This window comes from Providencia rettgeri (genome assembly GCF_023205015.1).
Classification (GTDB): Bacteria; Pseudomonadota; Gammaproteobacteria; order Enterobacterales; family Enterobacteriaceae; genus Providencia; species Providencia rettgeri_E.
Genome location: NZ_CP096258.1, coordinates 4,395,953 through 4,416,068, shown reverse-complemented (window position 1 = coordinate 4,416,068; position 20,116 = coordinate 4,395,953). Strand labels below are relative to the sequence as shown.

General features: G+C 41.3%; 26 protein-coding genes. 3 read left to right on the top strand and 23 right to left on the bottom strand.

Features of this window, described 5'->3' with window-relative positions:
- Positions 1-29: 29 nt before the first annotated feature.
- Both M0M83_RS21905 and M0M83_RS20360 read left to right on the top strand, forming a co-directional pair.
- Entirely contained in the window at positions 30-947 is a 918-nt protein-coding gene (locus tag M0M83_RS21905; protein ID WP_125895065.1) for a DMT family transporter, read from the top strand.
- Complete coding sequence (locus tag M0M83_RS20360; protein ID WP_125895063.1) at positions 944-2,200, top strand: nucleoside permease; 1,257 nt, start codon at positions 944-946, stop codon at positions 2,198-2,200. The genes M0M83_RS21905 and M0M83_RS20360 overlap by 4 nt, the downstream gene beginning before the upstream one ends.
- Before the next feature lie 807 nt (positions 2,201-3,007).
- Here the strand turns inward: M0M83_RS20360 and M0M83_RS20355 are convergent.
- From M0M83_RS20355 to M0M83_RS20345, 3 genes are all read right to left on the bottom strand, one after another.
- Positions 3,008-3,295, bottom strand: coding sequence for a hypothetical protein (locus tag M0M83_RS20355; protein ID WP_195698545.1), 288 nt, complete (start codon positions 3,293-3,295; stop codon positions 3,008-3,010).
- A gap of 724 nt (positions 3,296-4,019) precedes the next feature.
- On the bottom strand, positions 4,020-4,592 hold the full coding sequence (locus M0M83_RS20350; protein ID WP_248467284.1) for a cytochrome b/b6 domain-containing protein: 573 nt from the start codon (positions 4,590-4,592) through the stop codon (positions 4,020-4,022).
- A gap of 475 nt (positions 4,593-5,067) precedes the next feature.
- Entirely contained in the window at positions 5,068-5,256 is a 189-nt protein-coding gene (locus tag M0M83_RS20345; protein ID WP_187710247.1) for a hypothetical protein, read from the bottom strand.
- Positions 5,257-6,293: 1,037 nt separating this feature from the next.
- Here M0M83_RS20345 and M0M83_RS20340 point away from each other — a divergent pair.
- Positions 6,294-6,719: a hypothetical protein gene (locus tag M0M83_RS20340; protein ID WP_172767316.1), complete on the top strand. Its 426-nt coding sequence runs from the start codon at positions 6,294-6,296 to the stop codon at positions 6,717-6,719.
- Positions 6,720-6,819: 100 nt separating this feature from the next.
- Here M0M83_RS20340 and M0M83_RS20335 read toward each other — a convergent pair whose 3' ends face one another.
- From M0M83_RS20335 to M0M83_RS20240, 20 genes are all read right to left on the bottom strand, one after another.
- Positions 6,820-7,218, bottom strand: a complete 399-nt coding sequence (locus M0M83_RS20335; protein ID WP_172767317.1) for a hypothetical protein — start codon at positions 7,216-7,218, stop codon at positions 6,820-6,822.
- A gap of 61 nt (positions 7,219-7,279) precedes the next feature.
- A complete protein-coding gene (locus tag M0M83_RS20330; protein ID WP_187710246.1) occupies positions 7,280-7,849 on the bottom strand; it encodes a hypothetical protein in 570 nt (189 codons plus the stop codon).
- A gap of 295 nt (positions 7,850-8,144) precedes the next feature.
- On the bottom strand, positions 8,145-8,510 hold the full coding sequence (locus M0M83_RS20325) for an HK97 gp10 family phage protein (RefSeq protein ID WP_172767319.1): 366 nt from the start codon (positions 8,508-8,510) through the stop codon (positions 8,145-8,147).
- 46 nt (positions 8,511-8,556) lie between these two features.
- Positions 8,557-11,889 (bottom strand): hypothetical protein, encoded by a 3,333-nt coding sequence (locus M0M83_RS20320; RefSeq protein WP_248467283.1) that lies wholly within the window; start codon positions 11,887-11,889, stop codon positions 8,557-8,559.
- An 18-nt stretch (positions 11,890-11,907) separates the two neighbouring features.
- Positions 11,908-12,246 (bottom strand): hypothetical protein, encoded by a 339-nt coding sequence (locus M0M83_RS20315; RefSeq protein WP_004906508.1) that lies wholly within the window; start codon positions 12,244-12,246, stop codon positions 11,908-11,910.
- Entirely contained in the window at positions 12,246-12,419 is a 174-nt protein-coding gene (locus tag M0M83_RS20310) for a hypothetical protein (protein WP_004255410.1), read from the bottom strand. The genes M0M83_RS20315 and M0M83_RS20310 overlap by 1 nt, the downstream gene beginning before the upstream one ends.
- Positions 12,420-12,599: 180 nt before the next feature.
- Positions 12,600-13,115 (bottom strand): hypothetical protein, encoded by a 516-nt coding sequence (locus M0M83_RS20305; RefSeq protein WP_004255412.1) that lies wholly within the window; start codon positions 13,113-13,115, stop codon positions 12,600-12,602.
- Positions 13,116-13,192: 77 nt separating this feature from the next.
- Positions 13,193-13,411, bottom strand: a complete 219-nt coding sequence (locus M0M83_RS21900) for a tryptophan synthase subunit alpha (RefSeq protein WP_172767321.1) — start codon at positions 13,409-13,411, stop codon at positions 13,193-13,195.
- 12 nt (positions 13,412-13,423) lie between these two features.
- A complete protein-coding gene (locus tag M0M83_RS20295; protein WP_248467282.1) occupies positions 13,424-13,870 on the bottom strand; it encodes a ProQ/FINO family protein in 447 nt (148 codons plus the stop codon).
- Positions 13,871-13,912: 42 nt separating this feature from the next.
- Positions 13,913-14,650, bottom strand: coding sequence for a competence protein CoiA (locus M0M83_RS20290; protein ID WP_004906517.1), 738 nt, complete (start codon positions 14,648-14,650; stop codon positions 13,913-13,915).
- Positions 14,651-15,028: 378 nt separating this feature from the next.
- A complete protein-coding gene (locus M0M83_RS20285) occupies positions 15,029-17,434 on the bottom strand; it encodes a primase-helicase zinc-binding domain-containing protein (RefSeq protein WP_336432214.1) in 2,406 nt (801 codons plus the stop codon).
- A complete protein-coding gene (locus tag M0M83_RS20280) occupies positions 17,388-17,762 on the bottom strand; it encodes a hypothetical protein (RefSeq protein ID WP_181489823.1) in 375 nt (124 codons plus the stop codon). The genes M0M83_RS20285 and M0M83_RS20280 overlap by 47 nt, the downstream gene beginning before the upstream one ends.
- Positions 17,763-17,820: 58 nt before the next feature.
- On the bottom strand, positions 17,821-18,435 hold the full coding sequence (locus M0M83_RS20275) for a hypothetical protein (RefSeq protein ID WP_248467281.1): 615 nt from the start codon (positions 18,433-18,435) through the stop codon (positions 17,821-17,823).
- Positions 18,435-18,629, bottom strand: a complete 195-nt coding sequence (locus tag M0M83_RS20270) for a hypothetical protein (protein WP_181488332.1) — start codon at positions 18,627-18,629, stop codon at positions 18,435-18,437. Before M0M83_RS20270 ends, M0M83_RS20275 begins: the two co-directional genes overlap by 1 nt.
- Positions 18,629-18,802, bottom strand: coding sequence for a hypothetical protein (locus M0M83_RS21895; RefSeq protein ID WP_004255426.1), 174 nt, complete (start codon positions 18,800-18,802; stop codon positions 18,629-18,631). The genes M0M83_RS20270 and M0M83_RS21895 overlap by 1 nt, the downstream gene beginning before the upstream one ends.
- Positions 18,799-19,383, bottom strand: a complete 585-nt coding sequence (locus M0M83_RS20260; protein WP_196731547.1) for an ORF6N domain-containing protein — start codon at positions 19,381-19,383, stop codon at positions 18,799-18,801. Before M0M83_RS20260 ends, M0M83_RS21895 begins: the two co-directional genes overlap by 4 nt.
- Entirely contained in the window at positions 19,380-19,589 is a 210-nt protein-coding gene (locus M0M83_RS20255) for a hypothetical protein (protein ID WP_248467280.1), read from the bottom strand. The genes M0M83_RS20260 and M0M83_RS20255 overlap by 4 nt, the downstream gene beginning before the upstream one ends.
- Positions 19,586-19,765 (bottom strand): hypothetical protein, encoded by a 180-nt coding sequence (locus tag M0M83_RS21890; RefSeq protein WP_004255431.1) that lies wholly within the window; start codon positions 19,763-19,765, stop codon positions 19,586-19,588. The genes M0M83_RS20255 and M0M83_RS21890 overlap by 4 nt, the downstream gene beginning before the upstream one ends.
- The gene (locus M0M83_RS20245; protein ID WP_004255433.1) at positions 19,762-19,923 is read right to left on the bottom strand and encodes a hypothetical protein; all 162 of its coding nucleotides are present in this window, start codon (positions 19,921-19,923) and stop codon (positions 19,762-19,764) included. Before M0M83_RS20245 ends, M0M83_RS21890 begins: the two co-directional genes overlap by 4 nt.
- The gene (locus M0M83_RS20240; RefSeq protein WP_248467279.1) at positions 19,920-20,114 is read right to left on the bottom strand and encodes a hypothetical protein; all 195 of its coding nucleotides are present in this window, start codon (positions 20,112-20,114) and stop codon (positions 19,920-19,922) included. Before M0M83_RS20240 ends, M0M83_RS20245 begins: the two co-directional genes overlap by 4 nt.
- Positions 20,115-20,116 lie beyond the last annotated feature (2 nt).

Here is a 20,116-nt window from a genome sequence, read left to right as displayed (position 1 = left end):
CATAACGCTAAAGTAAGGTGAATATTGAGATGAAACTTAAAGGTCTGATTTTAGTTTCTTTAGGCGCTTGTAGTTATGGCATTCTTTCAACGCTTGTGGTGTTGGCTTATCGTGCAGGATATTCTTTGAATGATGTCATCGGTAGCCAGACAGTATTAGGTGCGATTTTACTGTGGTTCTTTGTTGTTACGGGGGCATTGGTTAAAAAAGCGCGTCTAGTATGGCCAACACGCAGGCAAGGCCTATTAATGTTACTCACTGGGACGACAACAGGGTTAACCGGGCTTTTGTATTATGCATCATTGCAGTATTTGTCTCCGGCACTTGGTGTTGTCTTATTTTTGCAATTTACATGGATGGGGGTTGCAATTAACGCATTTATTAGTCGCCAAATGCCCCCCGTGATGACCATGGTATCTGTTGTGGTGATATTAATCGGAACAGTATTAGCGACAGGTTTGTTAAATAGTTCTGGGATCGTATTTCACTGGCTTGGTGTGCTATTAGGATTATGTGCAGCATTATCAAATGCTATTCGTGTTTATGTCAGCGGTGCATTAGCGGTTAAAACAGATCCTATGATGCGTTCTGCAATCATGGTTACAGGAGGCGCAATTTTGACATCAATTGTCGTTCCGCCAACATTCTTACTGAGTGCATCAACGTTTCAATCTCTATTTTTCTCATATGGATTACCTCTGGCTTTCTTTGGTTCTTTCTTTGGCATGTGGATGTTTGCTAAAGGAACCCCGCTAATCGGTACCAGCTTAGCGACCATTGTTAGCTCAATGCAGCTGCCCGTCACGATTTTATTATCCGTGACAGTATTGCAGTTACCCCTTGAATTAATTCAGTTTGTTGGTGTTGCTGTCATCCTCATGGGTGTTGCCATTGCTGAGTTGAAAATAAAAACAAATAAATATAACTCCAAACGGAGCTTTGTATGAACATTAAATCCCGCTTGAAAATCATGCTTTTCCTGCAATATTTTGTTTGGGGAAGTTGGTTAGTCACACTCGGTTCCTACATGATGAAAACATTGAGTTTTTCTGGTGCAGAAGTCGGTATGGTGTATAGCTCAAAGGGTATTGCTGCCATTCTAATGCCCGGGCTTATCGGAATCATTGCAGATAAATATATTCCAGCAAATCGTTTATATATGATTTGCCATTTAATTGGGGCTGCTGCATTGTTTTATGCCGCAACAGTCACGAGTTCAACCGTTATGTTCTGGGTGATGTTAATTAATGCAATGGCCTTTATGCCAACGATTGCGCTTTCAAATAGCATCAGCTACTCATCATTAAGCCAATATCAGCTCGACTCCGTGAGTAACTTCCCACCTATTCGGGTATTTGGTACGGTTGGCTTTATTGTTGCAATGTGGAGTATTAGCTTACTGAAATTTGAGCTAAGTAGTATGCAACTTTATATTGCTGGTGGTAGCTCATTACTTTTAGCGCTTTATTCATTAACTTTGCCAAAAATTGATGTGAATAAAAAAGCGATTTCAAGTAGTTGGATCAGTAAGCTCGGTTTAGACGCTTTAGTGTTATTCAAAAAGCCCATTATGGCGGTATTTTTCTTATTCGCTATGTTACTTGGCGCGGTTTTACAAATTACCAATACGTTCGGTAACCCATTCTTGCATGACTTTGGTCTGAACCCGCTATATCAAGATAGTTTGGTGGTTCAATATCCATCGATATTATTATCGATTTCTCAAATGGCAGAAGTGTGTTTTATCTTAGCAATTCCATTTTTCTTGAAACGCTATGGTATTAAAACTGTCATGTTATTAAGTATGTTCGCATGGACACTCCGATTTGGCTTCTTTGCATTTGGTGACCCGTCTGCCATCGGGCTGATGTTCTTGATCATGTCGATGATTGTTTATGGCTGCGCATTTGATTTCTTTAATATTTCAGGTTCCATCTTTATTGAAAGAGAAGTGGATACGCGTATGCGCGCGAGTGCTCAGGGCTTATTTATGACGATGGTTAACGGTGTTGGTGCCTATTTCGGTGCGATACTAAGTGGGTTAGTTGTCGACTACTATACGGTGGATGGTATTAAAGATTGGCAAATGATTTGGTTAGTTTTTGCTTCTTATACCGTAGTATTAGCAATAATTTTCCAATTTACGTTCCATTATCACCACGATAAGAACGCGGTACTGAAAGAAGCCAAATCTAGCTAAGATGATTCGTTAGAAATAACTTTCAACTTAAGGGAAAACCATTAATTTGGTTTTCTCTTTTTTGTGGCTTTAACGCTAAACATAATTACGTTTTCCGCGCAAAATATGTTCAGTCAGTGTTTCTTCCGCAAGAGTAAATTCTTTTGTTGACCAAGAACTATCCTGTCTTTTTATATTTTCGAAGGGTTGTTGTGGAACTATGCTATTGGTGATTTATGAAATATAAGCCCAAAACTCATGAAAATTGGCACCTATTTCGAGTTAGTTTGAGGATCTTTTCAAAGAGAAAAGCCAAACGATAAATAAGGTTACTTCATCGGTTGGCTTCTTTATAGATTAAAACCGTTACAGAGTGATTATTCAATATTGAATTTATTCATAGAGTAGGTCACTCAATGCCTTTTAGTTACAGGGTTTGTGCTATTCAATATTTTAATTGGGTACACTCTTGGGTACACCCTAAAAGGTAGTGTGAATCTAAGTTGATTGAATTTTATTCGTTAGTGTATTTCGCCAACCAGAAATAACCCTACCCGTGTTTTTCACTGCCTCCGTTTCAAACGGAACGATAGCAACCGAAAAATATATTTCATCTGATAGGCTACCCTCTTTAAGAGGTGAGGTTAATTTGCGCTCCTCAATATGAGGTGTACAAAATAGAATAGGTAGGCTGGTGGACTTATTCGAACTGCGCCGATATTTTCGGGTTAGTTAAAGGTAGGCAACTAATTGTGGGTTAGCTTAAAGAGGTGAAATGCCCTCTTTAGATTTCCTGATTTCAAATCGGCTTATAGATACTAACATTTACTAACAGGTAACTATCTGCGCCCCTGTTAGCTGATAACCATTAAACCATTCATAGCGACCTGTAGCGGTTACTTTGTTTCCTTTCTGGCAGGTCATTAGCTCCAGCGCGTTAATATCGAATGCCACTATCTTTAATGGGTACGGGCTACGCTTGTCACTCTCAGCCTGAATAGTCATTGTGGCCATAACTTTACCTGTGGCTGTTTTAACTCGCTCAGGAGCTTTTATTACCGTTCCTGACGTGGTGATCCTGATTGATTTTGCTTTTCTCATTTCTGGTTTATTCATCTTGATATCATCACAATATAAGCTAGGGGTTAAAATATAATGCTAGTGGGACTCTGGAAGATCGGATAATAATTCTAATTTCTAGGGGTGATCTAAACGTTAATTTATCCATGATGATACGGGATAATCCCGTATGTATCTATAAGCTATTGATTATGCTTAATTCCGTTAAATCGACGGAATCAAAATATAACTGATTGATAACGCTTAATTCTGTCACAAAACCAGATTAACGCTCATTGGTCATCGTTTCAGTGACCAATGGTAATAGGTGGCAATACATTGTTTTCATTACTAACAGTCAAATTGACCGCCTGAAACCTTAGCGTAACCTTAGTGTTAGTTTCCATTTGCTAAAGTGCGTTTTCACTGGAAACCATTGTGGAAACCTCGCCGTAATCTCGCCCTGATTCCTTACCGTAACCTTACCGTTATCGACTTAATCCTCACCGTAATCTCACCGTTATTTATTGGCTTAATCCTCCCCGTAACATCCCCGTTTAACCTTGCCGTAATCTTGCCGTTTAATCGCGTTATACGGACCGTAATAGGACCGTTATTTTAGCTTTAGTCATTCATGTTCAGAGTAGATAACCTATTGATTTACTAAGTAACGCATATTTGCGTCACGGTAACTTATTAGCATCTACAGATTGCAACAAAATATCATTTAATGAATATGGGCGACTAATCACCCATATTGCCAATGAGGTATCAAGCAAACCTATTTATTTTTATTTTTTTTCCAAATTATAAAATGAATAATCCCTAAACCACCGTGACCATAAATATAAATCTCAATTAAAATTGTGAGTGATTTATGAATACTTCTAGCCTCTAAAGCAAGTGGTGACTGCTGTAACCATAGAATAAACCATGCAATACCAGACAAAATAACAATTGATAAAGCACCTAACCCTAACCCTTGAACTGTCGCGGCAAGCCCTTTAGGTGAGCTGTCTGGTAGCTTTTTAGCTAAAAGAGAGTTTATATCTTCTTTGATTTGCTTAAAGTCCCCCCAGAGATAGGGATAAAAATATCTAAACCCTCGCTGGTTAAAACATAACACGACTAAAAAGAACGTTAAGAAAAAAAGCACAAAACCTGAAACGATATGAATCCAAGTGAATAAATAAGTCTCGTCAAAAAACGGAACAACTACTGACTTAGTTCCCGTCATCCAATTACTCACAATGATTTGTGATATTACCAAAAGTAGAATTAACGCATGTAAAATTCTTATTTTTTTAGTCTGATAAAGCCCAAAAAAATCCCAAATCGATTTTAATATGCTCACAATGCTTCACCTTTTTTATAATATTTCTCACAGACACAATTTAATAGCTTATAACACTCTTGTTTATGGCTTTAAGTCCTAAGCGTAGAATATTTTATATGAAATATAGTTCACATCTACCAATTAATTACGACCATCCTTTTAAGATAATTACATTTATCGTTATGAGATGTTTTTATTATCAGTATGAAATTAATATTCAGAGGACAAAATTGTCCTATGGGTATCGCAATGCTTATTTGCATTGTGGTTACTTTTGGTGGTTACCAAAGTGGTTACTTTTATCTCGTGGACATTATTGGAATATTGCCAGCCAGTGACGAGCCTCCGATTTCAGAGCCTCATGACTCCTTAATATCAAGGAGTCCTATTCAGTCGCCTTAAGTGCCCTTGATTTCAAGGCAACCTATAGCCTGTATACCGTCGCACTTTTTCTTGCATCGCTTAATATTTGACCATTGCGATTATCTTCGCATCACCGTTTCTGTGCTGGCTTCGTCCATTGGTAGGTAGGTGCTGTCATTCTACGCCTGTGACGCTCTTTAGCCTGTATTGTCTGGGCTACACCTGTTCTAATTGCTAACCTATCGCGTCCATTGAGTAATTGTCCTTGCTGGTGGGCTAACTCCATCATAACGGCTTCTATTGCTTCACGTTGTAACATGGCTATACCTCAAAGGTGTTGTGATTATCGCTATACCTTGATTGTGCTGAATTAGAATAATCAAAGCCCATCATTCCACTAGCATAAAACATGCTGTTTTGCTGGCAACCAGAGTGGCAACCGTCAAAATGGCAACCAAGTTATATCCGTCAAGACTAGTCCAAACTTATTACCCTTGTTTTGCTGCGTACCATTCTGCGTACTTTTACACAACATCATGATTTTATTTGATTATAGCGAAATGCGAGAATTAAACACATACCTACTGCGTACCTATTTGATTTTGAACGGGGCTTATAAATTTCTTTGGCGTGATGACAAGTTTTGACAAGTTTTCGACCACAACAATCAACAACATTTACTTTGTTCTCATGTCAGGTTTTGTCAGGTTCTGATGTCAACAATTGTCAACAATTGTCAACATTCAGCGGATAGAGTATCCAGTAAAATATAGCCTTTTCGGTGGATACCAAAGCGGATACCTTGCAATCACTATAGCAACACGATAGTACCACCGTGGTTTATATTAGTACCATTTTGGTACGTTATTACCGTGAGTCTTTTTGATAACAAAATAACTACACCGTGTTTTTGAGTGGTTAGCTGTACTGGCTAATATTTAGCTACTTTGGCTAAAGGCACTAATTTGTGGTTTTGATATGAGAGCTTCATTTCAAGCCGTCCTTAGTACCAAGGGTAGCATTTCAACTGTCGCCCTTTCCGACTATGGTCATAATCACAATCGTTACCTCTCCTCAATTTTGAGGGCACTGTTTCTATTGATAAATACAGGCTCAAAAATGAGCCGATTGATTCTATTGGTAAAATTAGACTGTGCTCAAATTTGAGCTTTGCCATGTATTCAATCAGTTACAAGGCGCAATAATACGCTTTGCTTGTTTTATAGTAAGTTACCCTAACTTTAAGTTATGGATTTATCCGTTAAATCCACCAGCAATTTTACATTTTCTAATCTGTATAACAGTGTTATACGCTGATATAATAAGCACTCACTGAATTAATAACGGACTATTATCATGAGTAAATCTAATCTTATTGCCTTTCGTCTACCTGCTGAAATTCAAGCTTTGTTTAATGATGCTGTATCGAATTCTGGCAGCGATAAAACAACGTGGATAGTCTCAGCTATCAAAGAGAAGTTAAACCGCCCAGACAGTAATCCTGATGCTCGTATGCTGTCGCTGGTGGAACGCCTAGAATCATCTGTGGCGTCTTTAATTGCTGGTAAGGCAGATATCCCGCCGTATACCTATAATGAGTCCGCTGTCGTTTCTGTGGTTAATTTGGTGCTATCAGAGGGCATAGATAACGGACGGATTATCGCTGAACGAATTAATGAGGCTGGTTATCAAACTAAAGGCGGTAAAGCGTGGGATAAGGATATTTATTCAGCGTGGAAGCGCCACAAGGATATAGCAGGAAAATTAGATAGTGACAGTTGATATCAAGTCCAGAATTTAAAACCAAGTTGCTTCATCGCGCGTTAAAGGGCGATTTTATTACTTAATTCGCCCAATCAATCAAAATAAACATCAACCGTAGTTACAAGGAAAAAATACTGTTTAACCAATTATCAGTTTCTATATTATTTCCCATTTCATATGGCCCATGAATGCTGGCAAAACAGCCTTTACTTTCAACAGTAATATCTTTATTAGTTACTAGCCAGTTAACGACACAAATAACTAAATTTCCATAATCCACTACACCTTCAACAACACCAATATGTAGTATTTTGATTTCAGAAGCCCCTTTTCCCATCATTCTTTTAATTGCTATCCGATCATTTTTTTTTATTTTTTTTGCTCTTTGATATTGAGCTTCATCTTCATTTTTTTTATATCCTAAAACCCAAATTTTATTTTCTATGAAAGTTTTATCTTGATGATCACATCCATCCCAACTAGCCCCTGCTAGCCAATAGTTCGTAGCTTCAGTCATAATATTTCTCACTTTCTGTTTAACTTTTTATTTTATTGATAGTAAATACTATTATATTTAATCATTTAAATTTCAACACACGAGACGTTAATTTATCGACAAATGGAATGAACGCCTGCCAGTAATAATCCTCTAATCTTGCCTGTTCCGCTACTTTCTCCCTGAATTTCTCCCATCTCATGCCTTTGGGTTTATCGAAAGAATACACATGTTTGGTTAGGTTACTAACCTCAGGGCTATAACCCCAAATAGCAAAGCGACCTACTCGCACCTTGCGCCTTAATCGGTCAAGCTTGTTTTCACTCTGGCTGGCATAGTGGAAATTCCAACATGCTCTACAGGCTAAATCTTTACGACTAAAATAAAGCTCTGCTCTACGTTTACGGCAATAGGGGCATGAATACCAATAGCGAACGCCATAACCTGCTTGAGTAGTGACTAGTGATAGAGAGAATCGCTTATCGCCTATAACAACCAAGTAATTATCACCGTTTTTACCAATGATTAATTTCCCTGCGCTAGTATCCCACTGTAGGCCTTCACCATTGTTTTTAAACTTTCTGATAGTAGCTATAGTGCCATGCCCGATAGTTGGTAATGCGTCCGTATAATGCCTTGATTGTGGTCTCATAATGCCTCGCCATTTTCAATCCGAAATAATATGAGTTTTTCATAAATTGTCATTCTCGTTACTTCATCAATCCCTGTGATACCAATAGATACAAGCCTATTTCAAGGTGAGATTAATATTCTCTTTTTATGGACTCCGAAAACTCTTGCTACCTTGCTACGATGTCCGAAAACTAACCGCTAACGTGTCCGATAATTCCGTCTAGCGTGTGTAAAAACTATCTAACTACCTTTGCTAACGTGCCCGAAAAGTCATATTTCTCCCTCGCGCGCGTACTGTTCACGAAAGTACCGAGTTAACGCTTCAATTCTTCCTGAATATACTTAGCTAAATTGGGTAACGTTTCCTCTACACCTTTTTTCAGGAACTCTTTTTTAGCCGTTGGACGCTTAAAGTTCTGCTTAACTTTCGGGTCATGCACATACGCGGCATAGCTGGCGGAATAACCAATACGCCCCGTTACTCGCGTACCGTTAATGGTGACTGTGCGAAACTGGCTATTGATCAATGTTGAGGTATCGATAGGCGTATAGACTGCGGCCTGTGCTCCAGCGTCGATAAGAAACCGCTGCATAGCTAAAGACACTCTTTGCTGAACATGGCTAACATAGCGGTCAAAGCTACCATTTCCTTTTTTACTGACAACTTTTACTTTTATCATTGCTGTACTCCAATAAAACTAAAGGGCAGAAATCTGCCCATACTTATTATATTTTGGGGCCTGCTGTTGTGTTGTTGATTACTGAACGGTGTATGGGCCCTTTCTCATTCATATCAGTGATAATGATCCTTGCCACATCTTCACCAGTAAGCCCTTTTTCCATTCTTGGTTCGATGGCGGCATTTGCCACATGGTTTTCAATTACCACACTGAAATTAACACTACTGCCACGTCCGCCCTGTAAATCTTTGTTTGATATAACTCGCCCATTGTCACCAGGGATCATGTATTGCTTGCCCGTACTCGCTTGGAATATCTCAGGCTTACCATTTTCACCGACACGATAATATTTACTCGCATCAACTACCCCGCCATTCTTACGCCCTCCGCCAAAGCCAATCATTGACATCGATGTAGCTTTCCCTGCGGCCTGTGCGGTTGTATACGCTGATAATCCCGTTCCTGATGCCGCCCCACCTGTTGCGATAGATGCCGCGATTGCCGCTGGTGTCCAAGCCGCTAATGCTGCCGCGCCTCCTGCTGTTGCTGCCGCTGCGTTCGCTGCCTGTGAAGCAACGCCAATTGTTTTGGTCAGGATGAAGTTTTTAAGCATCTCCACGCCAACCTGAGCAATGGAATTTACAACACTGTTTAGCATCGTATTACCTAACGAACGCAACGCCTCGGACGCATCCATTGAGCCAGTGATTAACCCTGTCATGACGTTTGAAACATTACCCGCCAGAGAATCAACCGCCGAGGCTAACATCTCATAGCCTAGGTTCTGCTGTCGCATTAACTCCCATTGTGCCGCTAACTGCTGCTGTTGATACTCTTTCTCTGCTGCGGTTCTGAGTAGCTGATATTGAGCATCGGTTGCCGCTTTGGATGCGGTGAACTGGTCATGGCTAATCTGCTGTTTTGCATAGGCTTCATTGAGTATCTGTAGCTCTTGCGCCTTGTATTCTTTCATCATGGCCAACTTCTGAGTATGCTCATTAGCTAATGCCTGAATCGGGTCAAATTTAGCGCGGTTTTCCTCAATGTAATTGACTGAGGCATTGATTTTGATATCGGTCATTCCCTGATTAAATGACACCATCGCCTCACGCCCCATGCGCTCAAAATCTTCCTTGTTGATGAATCCCTCATCTAACAAACGCTTGAGGGTTTTCACTTCCTCACCAAAGGTATGCGCCAGTTTTAATTCTGGGGTGATTTCCTGAGCCGCAATAAAATCATTCACGCGCTGATTGAGGTCAAACAGTTCCGCTGCCTCTTTTGAGATAGCCGCTTTTTGTTTCTCTGTTGCCTGTGCCCCGAGTCGCTGAACAGCTTCATAGATTGCCATTTCGCGGTTAACATCGGCTGCGCCACTTTCCAATAATCCATAACGTTTTTTCAGTGTGGCCAATTGCTCACTTTGACGCTTTATAGCTTCATTTGCTTGGTTGGCGGCTTTAGCTGACTTGTTGCCTTTTGATTTACTGCTTAGTGCGGCTTCTTGGGCTTCACGTAACTTGCGTATGGCTTCAATAGCTTTCGGGAGTTCGGTATTGTAGGCCGCTGAACCTTGTTGTAATCCCATTTGCATGAGGAGTAACGAGGCGTTGTATTCATCCAGTGCCGGCTTACCGTCTTTCATGCCAATAGTGAGGGCTTGGGTGCGTTGCTCAATCTCAGTAAGCGAGTTAGCAAGGTTCAAGCTGACCGTTTTATCAAACGCATCCGTTAATTCTTGGATTTTCTGTTTAAAAATTTCAGAGTCTTTAACAAAGCCGTCAGCAATTAACGCCTTTTCTAGCTCTTTGATAGCCTGTTCTTTCTTAACTGCTGCCTCGCTGCCTAATTCCAGTGATCGGGCTACTTGTTGGTTAGCATCAATCACGCCTTTAGCTTGGCGTTGGTAGATTAAATCGGCTCTGGTCAGTTCGTCTGTTTGTTGCGCTCTAACCTTAGCAATATCAGTGGCTTTGCCTTGTGATACCGTCCAGCGTCGAATATTTTGCTCACCTTCGGATATAAGTAGCTCATATTGCTGTTGTTTTTTAGTGAGCTCACTAATTTCTTTGATGGTAGCATCTAATGTGAATGATGGGCTAGCCTTGCCATCTTCTTTCTTTTGCCTCTCAATCTCTTTGTTTATTTCAGCAAGCCTATTTTCATGGACTTTAAGCTCACCATTAACCATTTCAAGGCTTTTTTTCTGTCCGTCTAGCTCTGTAGTTGTTTCCGCTATCTTCTCGCCTAAGCGGTTAGCCACAACACGCGCCTGTTTTGCTGACAGTTCGTCGATTTTATCAATCCACTGATCTACCCTGTCGTTAAACTCTTTAGTGGCGGTGTCATCGTTCATGGCGTTATACAGCGCGTAAACACCTGCGGCAGCTAAAAAGAATACACCAGTAGGGCCACCTAATAACCCAACCGCTCCCCGTAACCCTTGCATAGCGATAGATTGAGTTTTAGCGGCTTGGGCTGCGCGGTTATTTGCTGCGGTCACTGCGTCCGTTGTGGTCGCTAGTGTGGCTTTCGCTTTTTGCTCCAATGCTAATGCCGCATTTAATTTATGGGTTGCGTTGGCTTCAACTTCTTTCGCTTTAGCGACCTGAGCCTCAACACGCGCAATTTCTTTCCCTGTTGTGGCTAAATGCGTTTTGATTTTAGTTTCTGTGGCGTGTAGGGCGTTACTGGCTTTGGTGACTCGTTGTAGATTTTCTTCACTCGCTGCCATTTGATAGGTTATTTCGGCATCCTTGAGCTGTACCGCCTGTCGTGCTCTCAGTGACTCTAAATCACGTTGCTTGGCATCATTAGCCGCTTCTAGTGAATAAACGTGCTCTAACGCTGCCTGAGCCGCTTTTAACTCGGCTTGTGCGGATACTGTCAGATTTCTAGCGTTAATTACTTCTTGGGAGGCTGCGGCTTGTAATGCCTGTGCTTTCATTTGAATAGCGCGAGTATGTGAAACCTCGGCTTGTGTGGCGTTAATCGCCCCTTGAGTATGTTGTAAGAGTGAAGAGGTCGCACTACCAATATTAGAAATATACCCCGAACCTAATAACCCAGAGACATTACTAATTACACCTGTAAAACGCGCATTCGCGCTAGTCGCTCTGTCTGTAGCGGCTGACGCTGCGCCAATTTGCCCCGTTAACTCGCTCATTTGACGTGATAATCGGTTAATTTCAGGCATTTTTAACGCACTGGAAACGGCCATTGCTGTTTTATCAAAACGGTAAAAGGCTTTCGACGTATCATCAGCCTGTTTACCCATTTCAGCCATTTTCCGCTTTGTTTCTCTAATCGCTTTATTCGCTTCAAGCAAGCTCTCAGTCTCACCATGTATGTCTATTGTATAACCTTCGCCATGATACATAATGATTATTCCCTCTAATTAATGTACGGCTGATAAGCCACTGACATTACCGTCACGTAATGCAAAACGAGTCATTTCGCCAATCACATAAATACACTGATCTGTGATGGAATAAGGCTTGGTAAATACGTTTAGGTAAGGAAGCAATAAATCACAGGCCTTACTCTCAACATCGAACGACTCACCACGAGACTTAACAATCGATACCGCATTATCAAATAACCCTGCCGCCAGCAACTCAGGGATCACCTCGCCTGTAATGCCGTTATAAGTCACTAATGTTGTTCCCGTTTCCGCTTTTAGCCCATCAACATAAATCTGAGCTATGGTGCTTGCTAACTGCTGTAACTTTTCCATTAGAACCCCTCACGCTGTAAGGCATCACTTAATAGCCCTTGAATCAATTGGCTAATAGGCGCTCGTTGAATGAAAACATCTTTTTCACCCTGTTTTTCTTTAAATTTTTTAACGCGATCTACTATGTCGCTTTCAATTGACACTGCTTTGAAGGTTCTTTTTTGCTTATCCATGATTATTTATCCACCCTGTTGTTATATACACTACAATTATAATCCAGAGCAAAAAATAAACAATAATATATTGCTACAAATAAGCGTAAATATAGAAATATTTTCTCCTAATCTTGATTTATTTGAAATTAAGACAACAAAAAACCGACTCAAGGTCGGCTTTAGCTTTTATGGATTGTTTTATTTCAGGGGTCTTTGATGATCGGTGAAAATGGATAATCTCCCATCTTCTTTCCTTGTGCCTATTGAGACAAATACCCGATAACCATCTATGTTGTTATATTCTGCTTTGATATCTCTGCAACTAATTTTTTTTAAACAGTTGATAAAGTTATCTTCATCATCGATGCGTATTATTTCACTGGTTGGATTGCCGTAAATTGATTTTAATTCATTACTAATATGATTAAACTTTGCTATTACATCATCTTTGTTGGTTTCGTTCAGTGGCTCTGAGTGTATCACTTGTGCCAATCCTGAATCTTTATAGAAAATTAGCGTTGTTAATCCATATGCTCCGCTAGGTGTTTCCATAATAGAGCACGCTGGATCTTTACACTCGCTAGCCCCCTCTAAGTTTAACTTTTGAATTTCCTCCACCGATTGCCCCCACTTAAATCCGTAGGGTGCTGGTGGACTGTTATCACATCCCGATAGAAACAAAGCCAATAGAGCCGTTATCATGATTTTTTTCATTTGGTGATCCCTTTAGTTGATAAGGCCAATTATACATAACCGCCTCGGCTTATGCTTTGGCGGTGTTCAACTAATAACTATCTGTAACGCCTAATCAGAGCCTTTCTAGCAATTTTGATTTGTTCTGGCGTACCTGTAATAACCATGCGTCTAAAAATAAATCCTGAAGTTTTGACATTAACGTCAGCGATACGCCTGACGGCTTGCATGGCATATTTAATTTTATCAAGCTCAAAGATTGTATAAGCCAATTCAATTACATCTTGATTACCTTTGCTTCTGTAAATAATTTTCATAAGGCTCCTGTATCATTTCTTTAGCCACTCTATCAGTTTTTGCTCCGCTATGCTTTGTTGTTCTGGCGTAACCTCTCCGTTAGGTTGTCCGTGCATATCAAACCGATTGCCGCCCAGAGTAAGGGCTTTCAAATATGCCTTGCGGCTGATGTATGACCGTAATCCCTGTTTAATGTGGCTCTCTGGGATATCCAGCTCTTTATCGTTAACCTCAGCAATCATGGCTTCCTTGATACCAATCATTAGCGGCTTGGCTTCTGGCTCACTGAATAGCGTCCAATGCTGCGCTATACGGTCGATACGGTGTTGTTTCTTCTTTGCGTGAACATCTGCCTTATTTTTCTTCTTCGGTTGCTGTGGGGCTTCCTGTGGCGTTTTAGCCTGTGTGTTTTTTGGTGTGTTCGTCGCTGGTGGATTTTTCCGTTTTAGTGTCAGTGTTTTTCGCTGATTTATCGTCATAGCTCTTGTCTTCCATGCGTTTGTTAATGTGAATATCACAATTTATTTAATTTCTTTTCTTTGAGTAAATATTAATCTATTCGGGATCTGAAAACTTCCATAGCTCCATGCTTTACCAAAAGCAGGGGTAAAATTTTCAACTATACTGACAGGGCTATGCTGAATAGGCCTTTTATACCTTTTTAACGTTTTCATATAGCCACCGCCCCAGCTCGTTTCCTCTACGTATGTTTGCACATCACCAAAGCTAACGGGGATAACAGAATCAAGGCAATCCCAATAATACAAACGACCGAAATATGCAGCGTGTAGCCATTTTTCCCACCATTTAGGGATATAGCTATATTTGTTTATTCGCTCATCCGCTAGCGCGATCCATAAAATGTAAATTCCTTTCTTGGTATAAGCCTCTGTGCGCTTAACAATAATCTCAGGGGTCAATGTGCTTTTTTGTATTTCTATCGCGACCTTAACGTTACGTATTACCGCATAAATATCTGCCCGAACATCACCAAATGATTTTTCTATTTCGACGTATTCAGTGTCCTCCCAGAATTGAAGGGCTTTGCTGATTTCTTCCTTTGCTCGCCTATGCTGTTCTGATTCGCCAGAACCATAATAACAACTCACTGGCGGTTTATGGGCAAAGTGTGCCGTTAATACCTTACCTTGTTTTAATATCACCTCTGAGTGGCATTCAGGGCAAAAGTACCTAACACCTTTTTTTACTGCCTCCTTCGCCACTATTCGATCACCCAAATCAGTATTTGCCGTTAACATACAATTCTCCTCATTGTGTCGTATCGAGTGCGTTTTTATAAAAAAGCATTTTTGTTATCTACCTTATCTACCAACTCAATATATTTATTAAGATACAAATGGTTACAGTGGTGATAATCGTTATTTTATTCTCTACCTGTCGTCTACCTTATCTACCTTTAAGGTTAAAAAACACACTAAATTAGCTCAATATTAAAGCACTCTGTGGATAACTTTTAAAAACGCATCATCCTAAAGTTTCAATCGAATCAAAAAAATTAGGTAGACAAGGTAGATAACAAGTAGATAACCCTTTTTTAGTTATCTACCAATTTAACCATATGAATTATAATCATTTATTTCACTTTGGTAGACAAGGTAGATAACCAATCCCTTAATTTACAAAAACTCGTTCACATCATCTGTTAGCTGGACGTTAGTCTGTCTTCGTCCTTGAATCGTCCTTGTTAAATATTCTGACTTATACTCTTTGGCAGCTTCTTTGATTGCTTTACCAAACTCAGTAACGCTTAACGGTCTACCCAATCCTTGATATTCAATAAAAGATAAATACAGGTGATAGAGATACTTTCTTGGTTGGCGTTCCTCTTCAACTTTTCGCCCTCCGCCCATTTCTAACCCTCTAGGCTCACCCATAAAGGCAAGGGCAGCACAAAGATCTAGCACAGGATTAGACGCTCGCTTAACTTCTAATGCTTCCGCACTATCCCTTTGCTCAATGAGTAGCACTTTGGCTTCTTCTGGGTCGTCAAACGTTGCTAGCAATCGACGAACGATAACAGGGATTTCCTCTGCTATTTTTTTAGAGAGTAACGGGTCTTTATCTTCATCCTTCACTTTGTTATTAAACTGAAAAATGACACGTCGACGAGCCACGCCACCAGCACGCTCAGTAAATATCATTGGCGTGTTGTTCGTTGCTATCACTACCGCTCTAATAATTTCGGTATATTGCTGCTCATGCTTCGGGTCAATCTCTACAGCATCACCGCCTGTAATGGCTTTAATGCCTGTACCTTCACCCGTGTATTTAGGTTGGTCTGGTAATGTGATCATGCTTTTACCAACGAATTGCGCCCGACCTCGAGCCGTATCGAGTGCGGCCATGTTTCCGCTGGCTGTATTGTGTTGTCCAGCCAGTAAGGTAGCGACCTGTGTAAATACACTCTTACCGCTACCTCCTTCCCCTGTAATTTCTAAAAATAACTGCCAGTCATAACGATTTGCTAACACCATATAAAGCGCGGCAAATATCCTTTTTATTTTGTATGGATCGCTGTTGGCTGCATGGTCTATCCATTTATGAAAATTCGGGGCATCATCCCTTAAGTTTTCATCTGGTTTTGCTGGCGTATACTCAATCCCATTGTGATTTAAGAGCCAATTGCTCGGGCTATGTGGCGAAAATAGCTTTGTTTTAATATCAAACACACCATTAGAAAATGGGATCAGGCTTTGGCAAGGTTCTTCCATGACTGGAGCGACAATTTTTAAAGCCTCAACCACATTATTGAGTGCTCGTTTACTAAAATTAGTATTGTGCTGCATGTAAACACGTCCCATTTCTCGGCTTAAATCCAAGAAAGACGTTTTAAGCCATACGCCCTGTTGATACGTATAGAAGCCCTCACTTTCTGGGTGTACCGCTATCCCTTCATACTGTTCAGCCAGTAATAATGCTTTCTCATTATCTGCAAGCTGGGTAAGGTTGTTTCTTGGTTTCATTTTTCTTTTGGTATTTTTTGGTTTCATAATCGCCTTGCCTCCTTGCTGCCCTAACGCCTCGTTAAAAGCCTGTATTGCTGCCTCAATGCCGTGTGATAGGCGGTAATCATCCCAATCAGCTTTATCCTCGGTAGGCGGTAAAACCGTAATACCATTGACTGCCTTAGCTGCCTTTTCTGCCGCCAGCTTTCCTGTGTTTGATTGGTCGGGTTTAATATCGTTGTCACCTGCAATGATAATCTTGCTCTCTGGGTACTGAGTCCGCATCACCTTAGCCACATGGGTTAAGTTACCCGCATCAATTGCCGCTACGGTGTGCGCTTCTGGTTGGATTAACTGGCACGTCATGGCGGTTGCTAATCCCTCGGCGATAATCACCGTAGAAACGTTTACAGGCTCATTAATGGGGTAATAGCTGCCATTCTTCGCACTATCGAGTAATAGCCGTTTATCGCCATTGGGTTTAATGGTCTGTGCGGCTGTGATTGTGCCATCAGCGTCTATCAATGGAATAATCAACGAACCATCTGTTAATAGGGTCACGGTGGTACTATCAAAGCCTTTCGTCTTGAGATAATCGGATTCGCCCTGTTTAGCATTGGCAATAGTGCGGTTGTATCGCGATGTAAAGCGTTTGTGCTTCTCTATCTGCTCGTTAGCTTGGTTCTGGGCTTGTTGTGCTTTCAATGCGTCCTGTTGCGCTTTTACCTCATGGCTACGGTAGGCTGGTGGATTATCTGAACGGGTATCAATACCAATCATGCCAGCCACCTCATAAGCGGCTTCTGTCACGCTGCCCCCCAGAACACGCTGAACTAAGTCCAATCCATCACCTGAGCCGCACTGGCTACAAATAAACGTGCCGTTGCCGTCTTTGTCATCAAATCTAAAACGGTCTTTACCGCCACAATGAGGGCAAGCGGTGTGCGTGTTTAGGGGCACTTCTGCCCCGAGGTTAGATAATATATTTTGCCATTGGCCATTCGCTTTCAGCTTCACATCACGGATAACATCAATCGGTTTCATCGTCTGCGCCTCCTGCTGGTTCAGCCATTTCATGAGACACACTTAAAATAGACTGATATAACGCTTCACCCTCCAGAGTAAGACGCCCACAGTCTACTGCTTTGGTTAATGCCTCCAGTGCGGCCGTTTCGTATTCCTCAAACTGGTCTATTAGCGGCTCAATAAAGCAAACCTCAGTTAAGAAACAAAGGTACTCAATCGGTGAAATTTGTTGCTTGTTAGTACGGCCTTGGCATGTTTCCGTATAGGTGTAACATTCTTCAAAGTCATTCGGGCGGCTTTTAAATACAGCAAAGGCAAAGGCTTTTAGCGCATCATCAAGCGAGTTCGCTTTGGTTTTGAATGGAATAATGTTGCTCATTGAAATGCTCCTTTGTTCGCCAGTAAATGGTTTAAATTGTTAATCATGATCCCCCCTATCAGTGAAACACTGGCATAGTGCCAACTTCACTAGAACGAGCGATTTTCATAAGGCCATCATGCAAGATGGTTAGCCCCTTTCGCCCTTTTTCAGAGAGACGATTTCCCACTTCTGGCTGCATATTGATAAAGTCCATGTAAGCCCTGATAACTAACTGCCGCCCCATTTCCTGCCCGTATTGCTCACAAACAAAGTCTTCCATATGCGTAGTTAACAACGCTCGTTCGCCCGATGGATAAACCGATATCCCCGAACCGTTATCGCTGTAATACAGCGTGGCAATGTCTTTGCCTCCTAGCTCATTGTCGAGTTCAATAACGCCATGTTTATCTCTTAACTCTTGAACAAATGACGCTGCTACTACCCAACGGCATAAAATCAACGTTTGCTCTAATGTTGGGTTAAACAAGCGTTCTCGTTCACCTTTTGAGAGTGCCAATACAAGCTCAAAACCCATGAGTAAATCAGTGTCAAAATCACCAGCATCAAGGGATTTAAGCGCATCGTCGTAGCTAATTACCTCGTTAAGCTGACCATTCTCACGATAAACAACCAATACACCTGTGGCACCATAGCCAAAACTGGCAACGTTACGTTTGATAAATAAGCTCATTATTTGCTCCCTGCCGCTTCGTTCATTTCATCCCTAATCGAATAAACAACAATCAACACCGCCCAGATCATGTTTCTGGTTTCGCCGCACTCTTCAGCTTCCAGCCACGTAGAAAGTAAAGTAATTAGCATTAATACTTTTGCTTTGTGCGGCTCTAGTAACATTTCCACTTCGCGTTTCTGTTCCTGATTCATCACTTCACCTCACGCACATAGTTAATTCGGATATCGGTTAAACCGTCACGTTGCGCTTCTCGCATCACTTGCGATTGAGCGTCTTTCTGGGTGGCTGATATCACACGCTTGCTAATACCTAGCGTTAAGCCTTTCGGTGTTGTGCCATACCCTGCGATTTGAAACGTTCTCATGAGCGATAATCTCCCATATCCTGAATGTGTAGCTGTGAAGCTTGTTCAATGGCCATTACCATTGGTTTAAGTGCTTTCTTCTCCTTGCGACGTAGGTTCATGGCATAACTGCCGCGCCTACCGTGCCCCTGATAAGAGTCAGCCTCTAAACTGCTAATCAAGTTCTGAGCCTCACCAATCGGCATGGCTTCAAGTTCCGCCAGCGTGGGGATTTGAATATGTTTAATTTCGGGAAACTCAGACAAACGAAAGTAGCTGTTAACCATTGAGCGTTGAACCTGCCACGACAAATCATCGGTAAATGGCTTGGCAACCATCAAATAACCTGACTCAGTGATAAGCATTAACTCTTTTGCCTTGCCGCCTATCTCTAGTTCGGGCAACTCGGTACGTATTACGTACTTAGTGAGCAAAAAGTAATCGACCCCATCAATGAAGTGCTTTTTATGCGTGTTGAATGTGCGCTTTGCTGTACCTTTCGGGCGTTGGTGTACCTCGTCAATCATGGCAAAGGTAACTACTCGCTTACCTTGATACATAAATGGGCTTAAGCTGGTGGCATTGATAGTGACCTGTCTCATTTCATCACCTCTTCAAACCGTGCTATTTCTCGCCATTGCTCATGTATAAGGCGCTTTAACGCTCTTGCCATGTAATAAGTGTCGGTTTCTGCTTCATTCTCAACTGCTGTAATTAATGGAAATAAAATTGATTGGATTTCGTTATTAATATCTTTCACAGCATCGAACGCCGCCACATCACCAGATTTCAACTTAATCGCTTTCATTTGGTCGCCTCCTCGAGGGATTCGCATATTTCTGCGTTGAAGTCATACGCAATAGAAACGAGGTCGATTAACTCACGCGAACAATCGCTACTCACTTGCTCCAAGATAACGGCAAGCAATGAATTATTTTGCTGCGCTTTGTATGCGGCTCTGTCTAATGGAATAGGCTTGCTCATGCTTCCCCCTCAGATACGGCTTCTTCTGCTGTCTTGCTGATAATTTCAATTAGCTGAATTTTGAGTTCCGCTTCATCACGTTGGTTCGATAAAGACAAAGCGGCTTCTGCTAGGCGTTGGATTTTGTTCAATGCGTCAGATAGGCGTGAAATACTCATGCTTTCGCCTCCTGTGCCACAATTTCCTCTTGAAGAAATACACAAACATCACCTGATAACTTCGCCATAAGAGAAGCCAAAGTAGATATTTCACTGTCTTGTAACTGGTGAGGGTGTGATTCAATGAGTAGGTTAATTAACTCAACCTGATGCGCCTTTTCAGCGGCTTGATTAATAGTGATATCCGCCATAA

Bases quoted from the DNA above. Each gene is read 5' to 3' on its own strand.
- M0M83_RS20310 (WP_004255410.1), bottom strand. From the start codon at position 12,419: ATGGATAAGCAAAAAAGAACCTTCAAAGCAGTGTCAATTGAAAGCGAC.
- M0M83_RS20330 (WP_187710246.1), bottom strand. From the start codon at position 7,849: ATGAGACCACAATCAAGGCATTATACGGACGCATTACCAACTATCGGG.
- M0M83_RS20275 (WP_248467281.1), bottom strand. From the start codon at position 18,435: ATGAGCTTATTTATCAAACGTAACGTTGCCAGTTTTGGCTATGGTGCC.
- M0M83_RS20320 (WP_248467283.1), bottom strand. From the start codon at position 11,889: ATGTATCATGGCGAAGGTTATACAATAGACATACATGGTGAGACTGAG.
- M0M83_RS20255 (WP_248467280.1), bottom strand. From the start codon at position 19,589: ATGAAAGCGATTAAGTTGAAATCTGGTGATGTGGCGGCGTTCGATGCT.
- M0M83_RS20285 (WP_336432214.1), bottom strand. From the start codon at position 17,434: ATGAAATGGCTGAACCAGCAGGAGGCGCAGACGATGAAACCGATTGAT.
- M0M83_RS20295 (WP_248467282.1), bottom strand. From the start codon at position 13,870: ATGACGATAAATCAGCGAAAAACACTGACACTAAAACGGAAAAATCCA.
- M0M83_RS20340 (WP_172767316.1), top strand. From the start codon at position 6,294: ATGAGTAAATCTAATCTTATTGCCTTTCGTCTACCTGCTGAAATTCAA.
- M0M83_RS20260 (WP_196731547.1), bottom strand. From the start codon at position 19,383: ATGAGACAGGTCACTATCAATGCCACCAGCTTAAGCCCATTTATGTAT.
- M0M83_RS20335 (WP_172767317.1), bottom strand. From the start codon at position 7,218: ATGACTGAAGCTACGAACTATTGGCTAGCAGGGGCTAGTTGGGATGGA.
- M0M83_RS20240 (WP_248467279.1), bottom strand. From the start codon at position 20,114: ATGGCGGATATCACTATTAATCAAGCCGCTGAAAAGGCGCATCAGGTT.
- M0M83_RS21905 (WP_125895065.1), top strand. From the start codon at position 30: ATGAAACTTAAAGGTCTGATTTTAGTTTCTTTAGGCGCTTGTAGTTAT.
- M0M83_RS20305 (WP_004255412.1), bottom strand. From the start codon at position 13,115: ATGAAAAAAATCATGATAACGGCTCTATTGGCTTTGTTTCTATCGGGA.
- M0M83_RS20290 (WP_004906517.1), bottom strand. From the start codon at position 14,650: ATGTTAACGGCAAATACTGATTTGGGTGATCGAATAGTGGCGAAGGAG.
- M0M83_RS20270 (WP_181488332.1), bottom strand. From the start codon at position 18,629: ATGAATCAGGAACAGAAACGCGAAGTGGAAATGTTACTAGAGCCGCAC.
- M0M83_RS20355 (WP_195698545.1), bottom strand. From the start codon at position 3,295: ATGAATAAACCAGAAATGAGAAAAGCAAAATCAATCAGGATCACCACG.
- M0M83_RS20315 (WP_004906508.1), bottom strand. From the start codon at position 12,246: ATGGAAAAGTTACAGCAGTTAGCAAGCACCATAGCTCAGATTTATGTT.
- M0M83_RS20245 (WP_004255433.1), bottom strand. From the start codon at position 19,923: ATGAGTATTTCACGCCTATCTGACGCATTGAACAAAATCCAACGCCTA.
- M0M83_RS21900 (WP_172767321.1), bottom strand. From the start codon at position 13,411: ATGAAAATTATTTACAGAAGCAAAGGTAATCAAGATGTAATTGAATTG.
- M0M83_RS20280 (WP_181489823.1), bottom strand. From the start codon at position 17,762: ATGAGCAACATTATTCCATTCAAAACCAAAGCGAACTCGCTTGATGAT.
- M0M83_RS20325 (WP_172767319.1), bottom strand. From the start codon at position 8,510: ATGATAAAAGTAAAAGTTGTCAGTAAAAAAGGAAATGGTAGCTTTGAC.
- M0M83_RS21890 (WP_004255431.1), bottom strand. From the start codon at position 19,765: ATGAGCAAGCCTATTCCATTAGACAGAGCCGCATACAAAGCGCAGCAA.
- M0M83_RS21895 (WP_004255426.1), bottom strand. From the start codon at position 18,802: ATGAGAACGTTTCAAATCGCAGGGTATGGCACAACACCGAAAGGCTTA.
- M0M83_RS20345 (WP_187710247.1), bottom strand. From the start codon at position 5,256: ATGTTACAACGTGAAGCAATAGAAGCCGTTATGATGGAGTTAGCCCAC.
- M0M83_RS20360 (WP_125895063.1), top strand. From the start codon at position 944: ATGAACATTAAATCCCGCTTGAAAATCATGCTTTTCCTGCAATATTTT.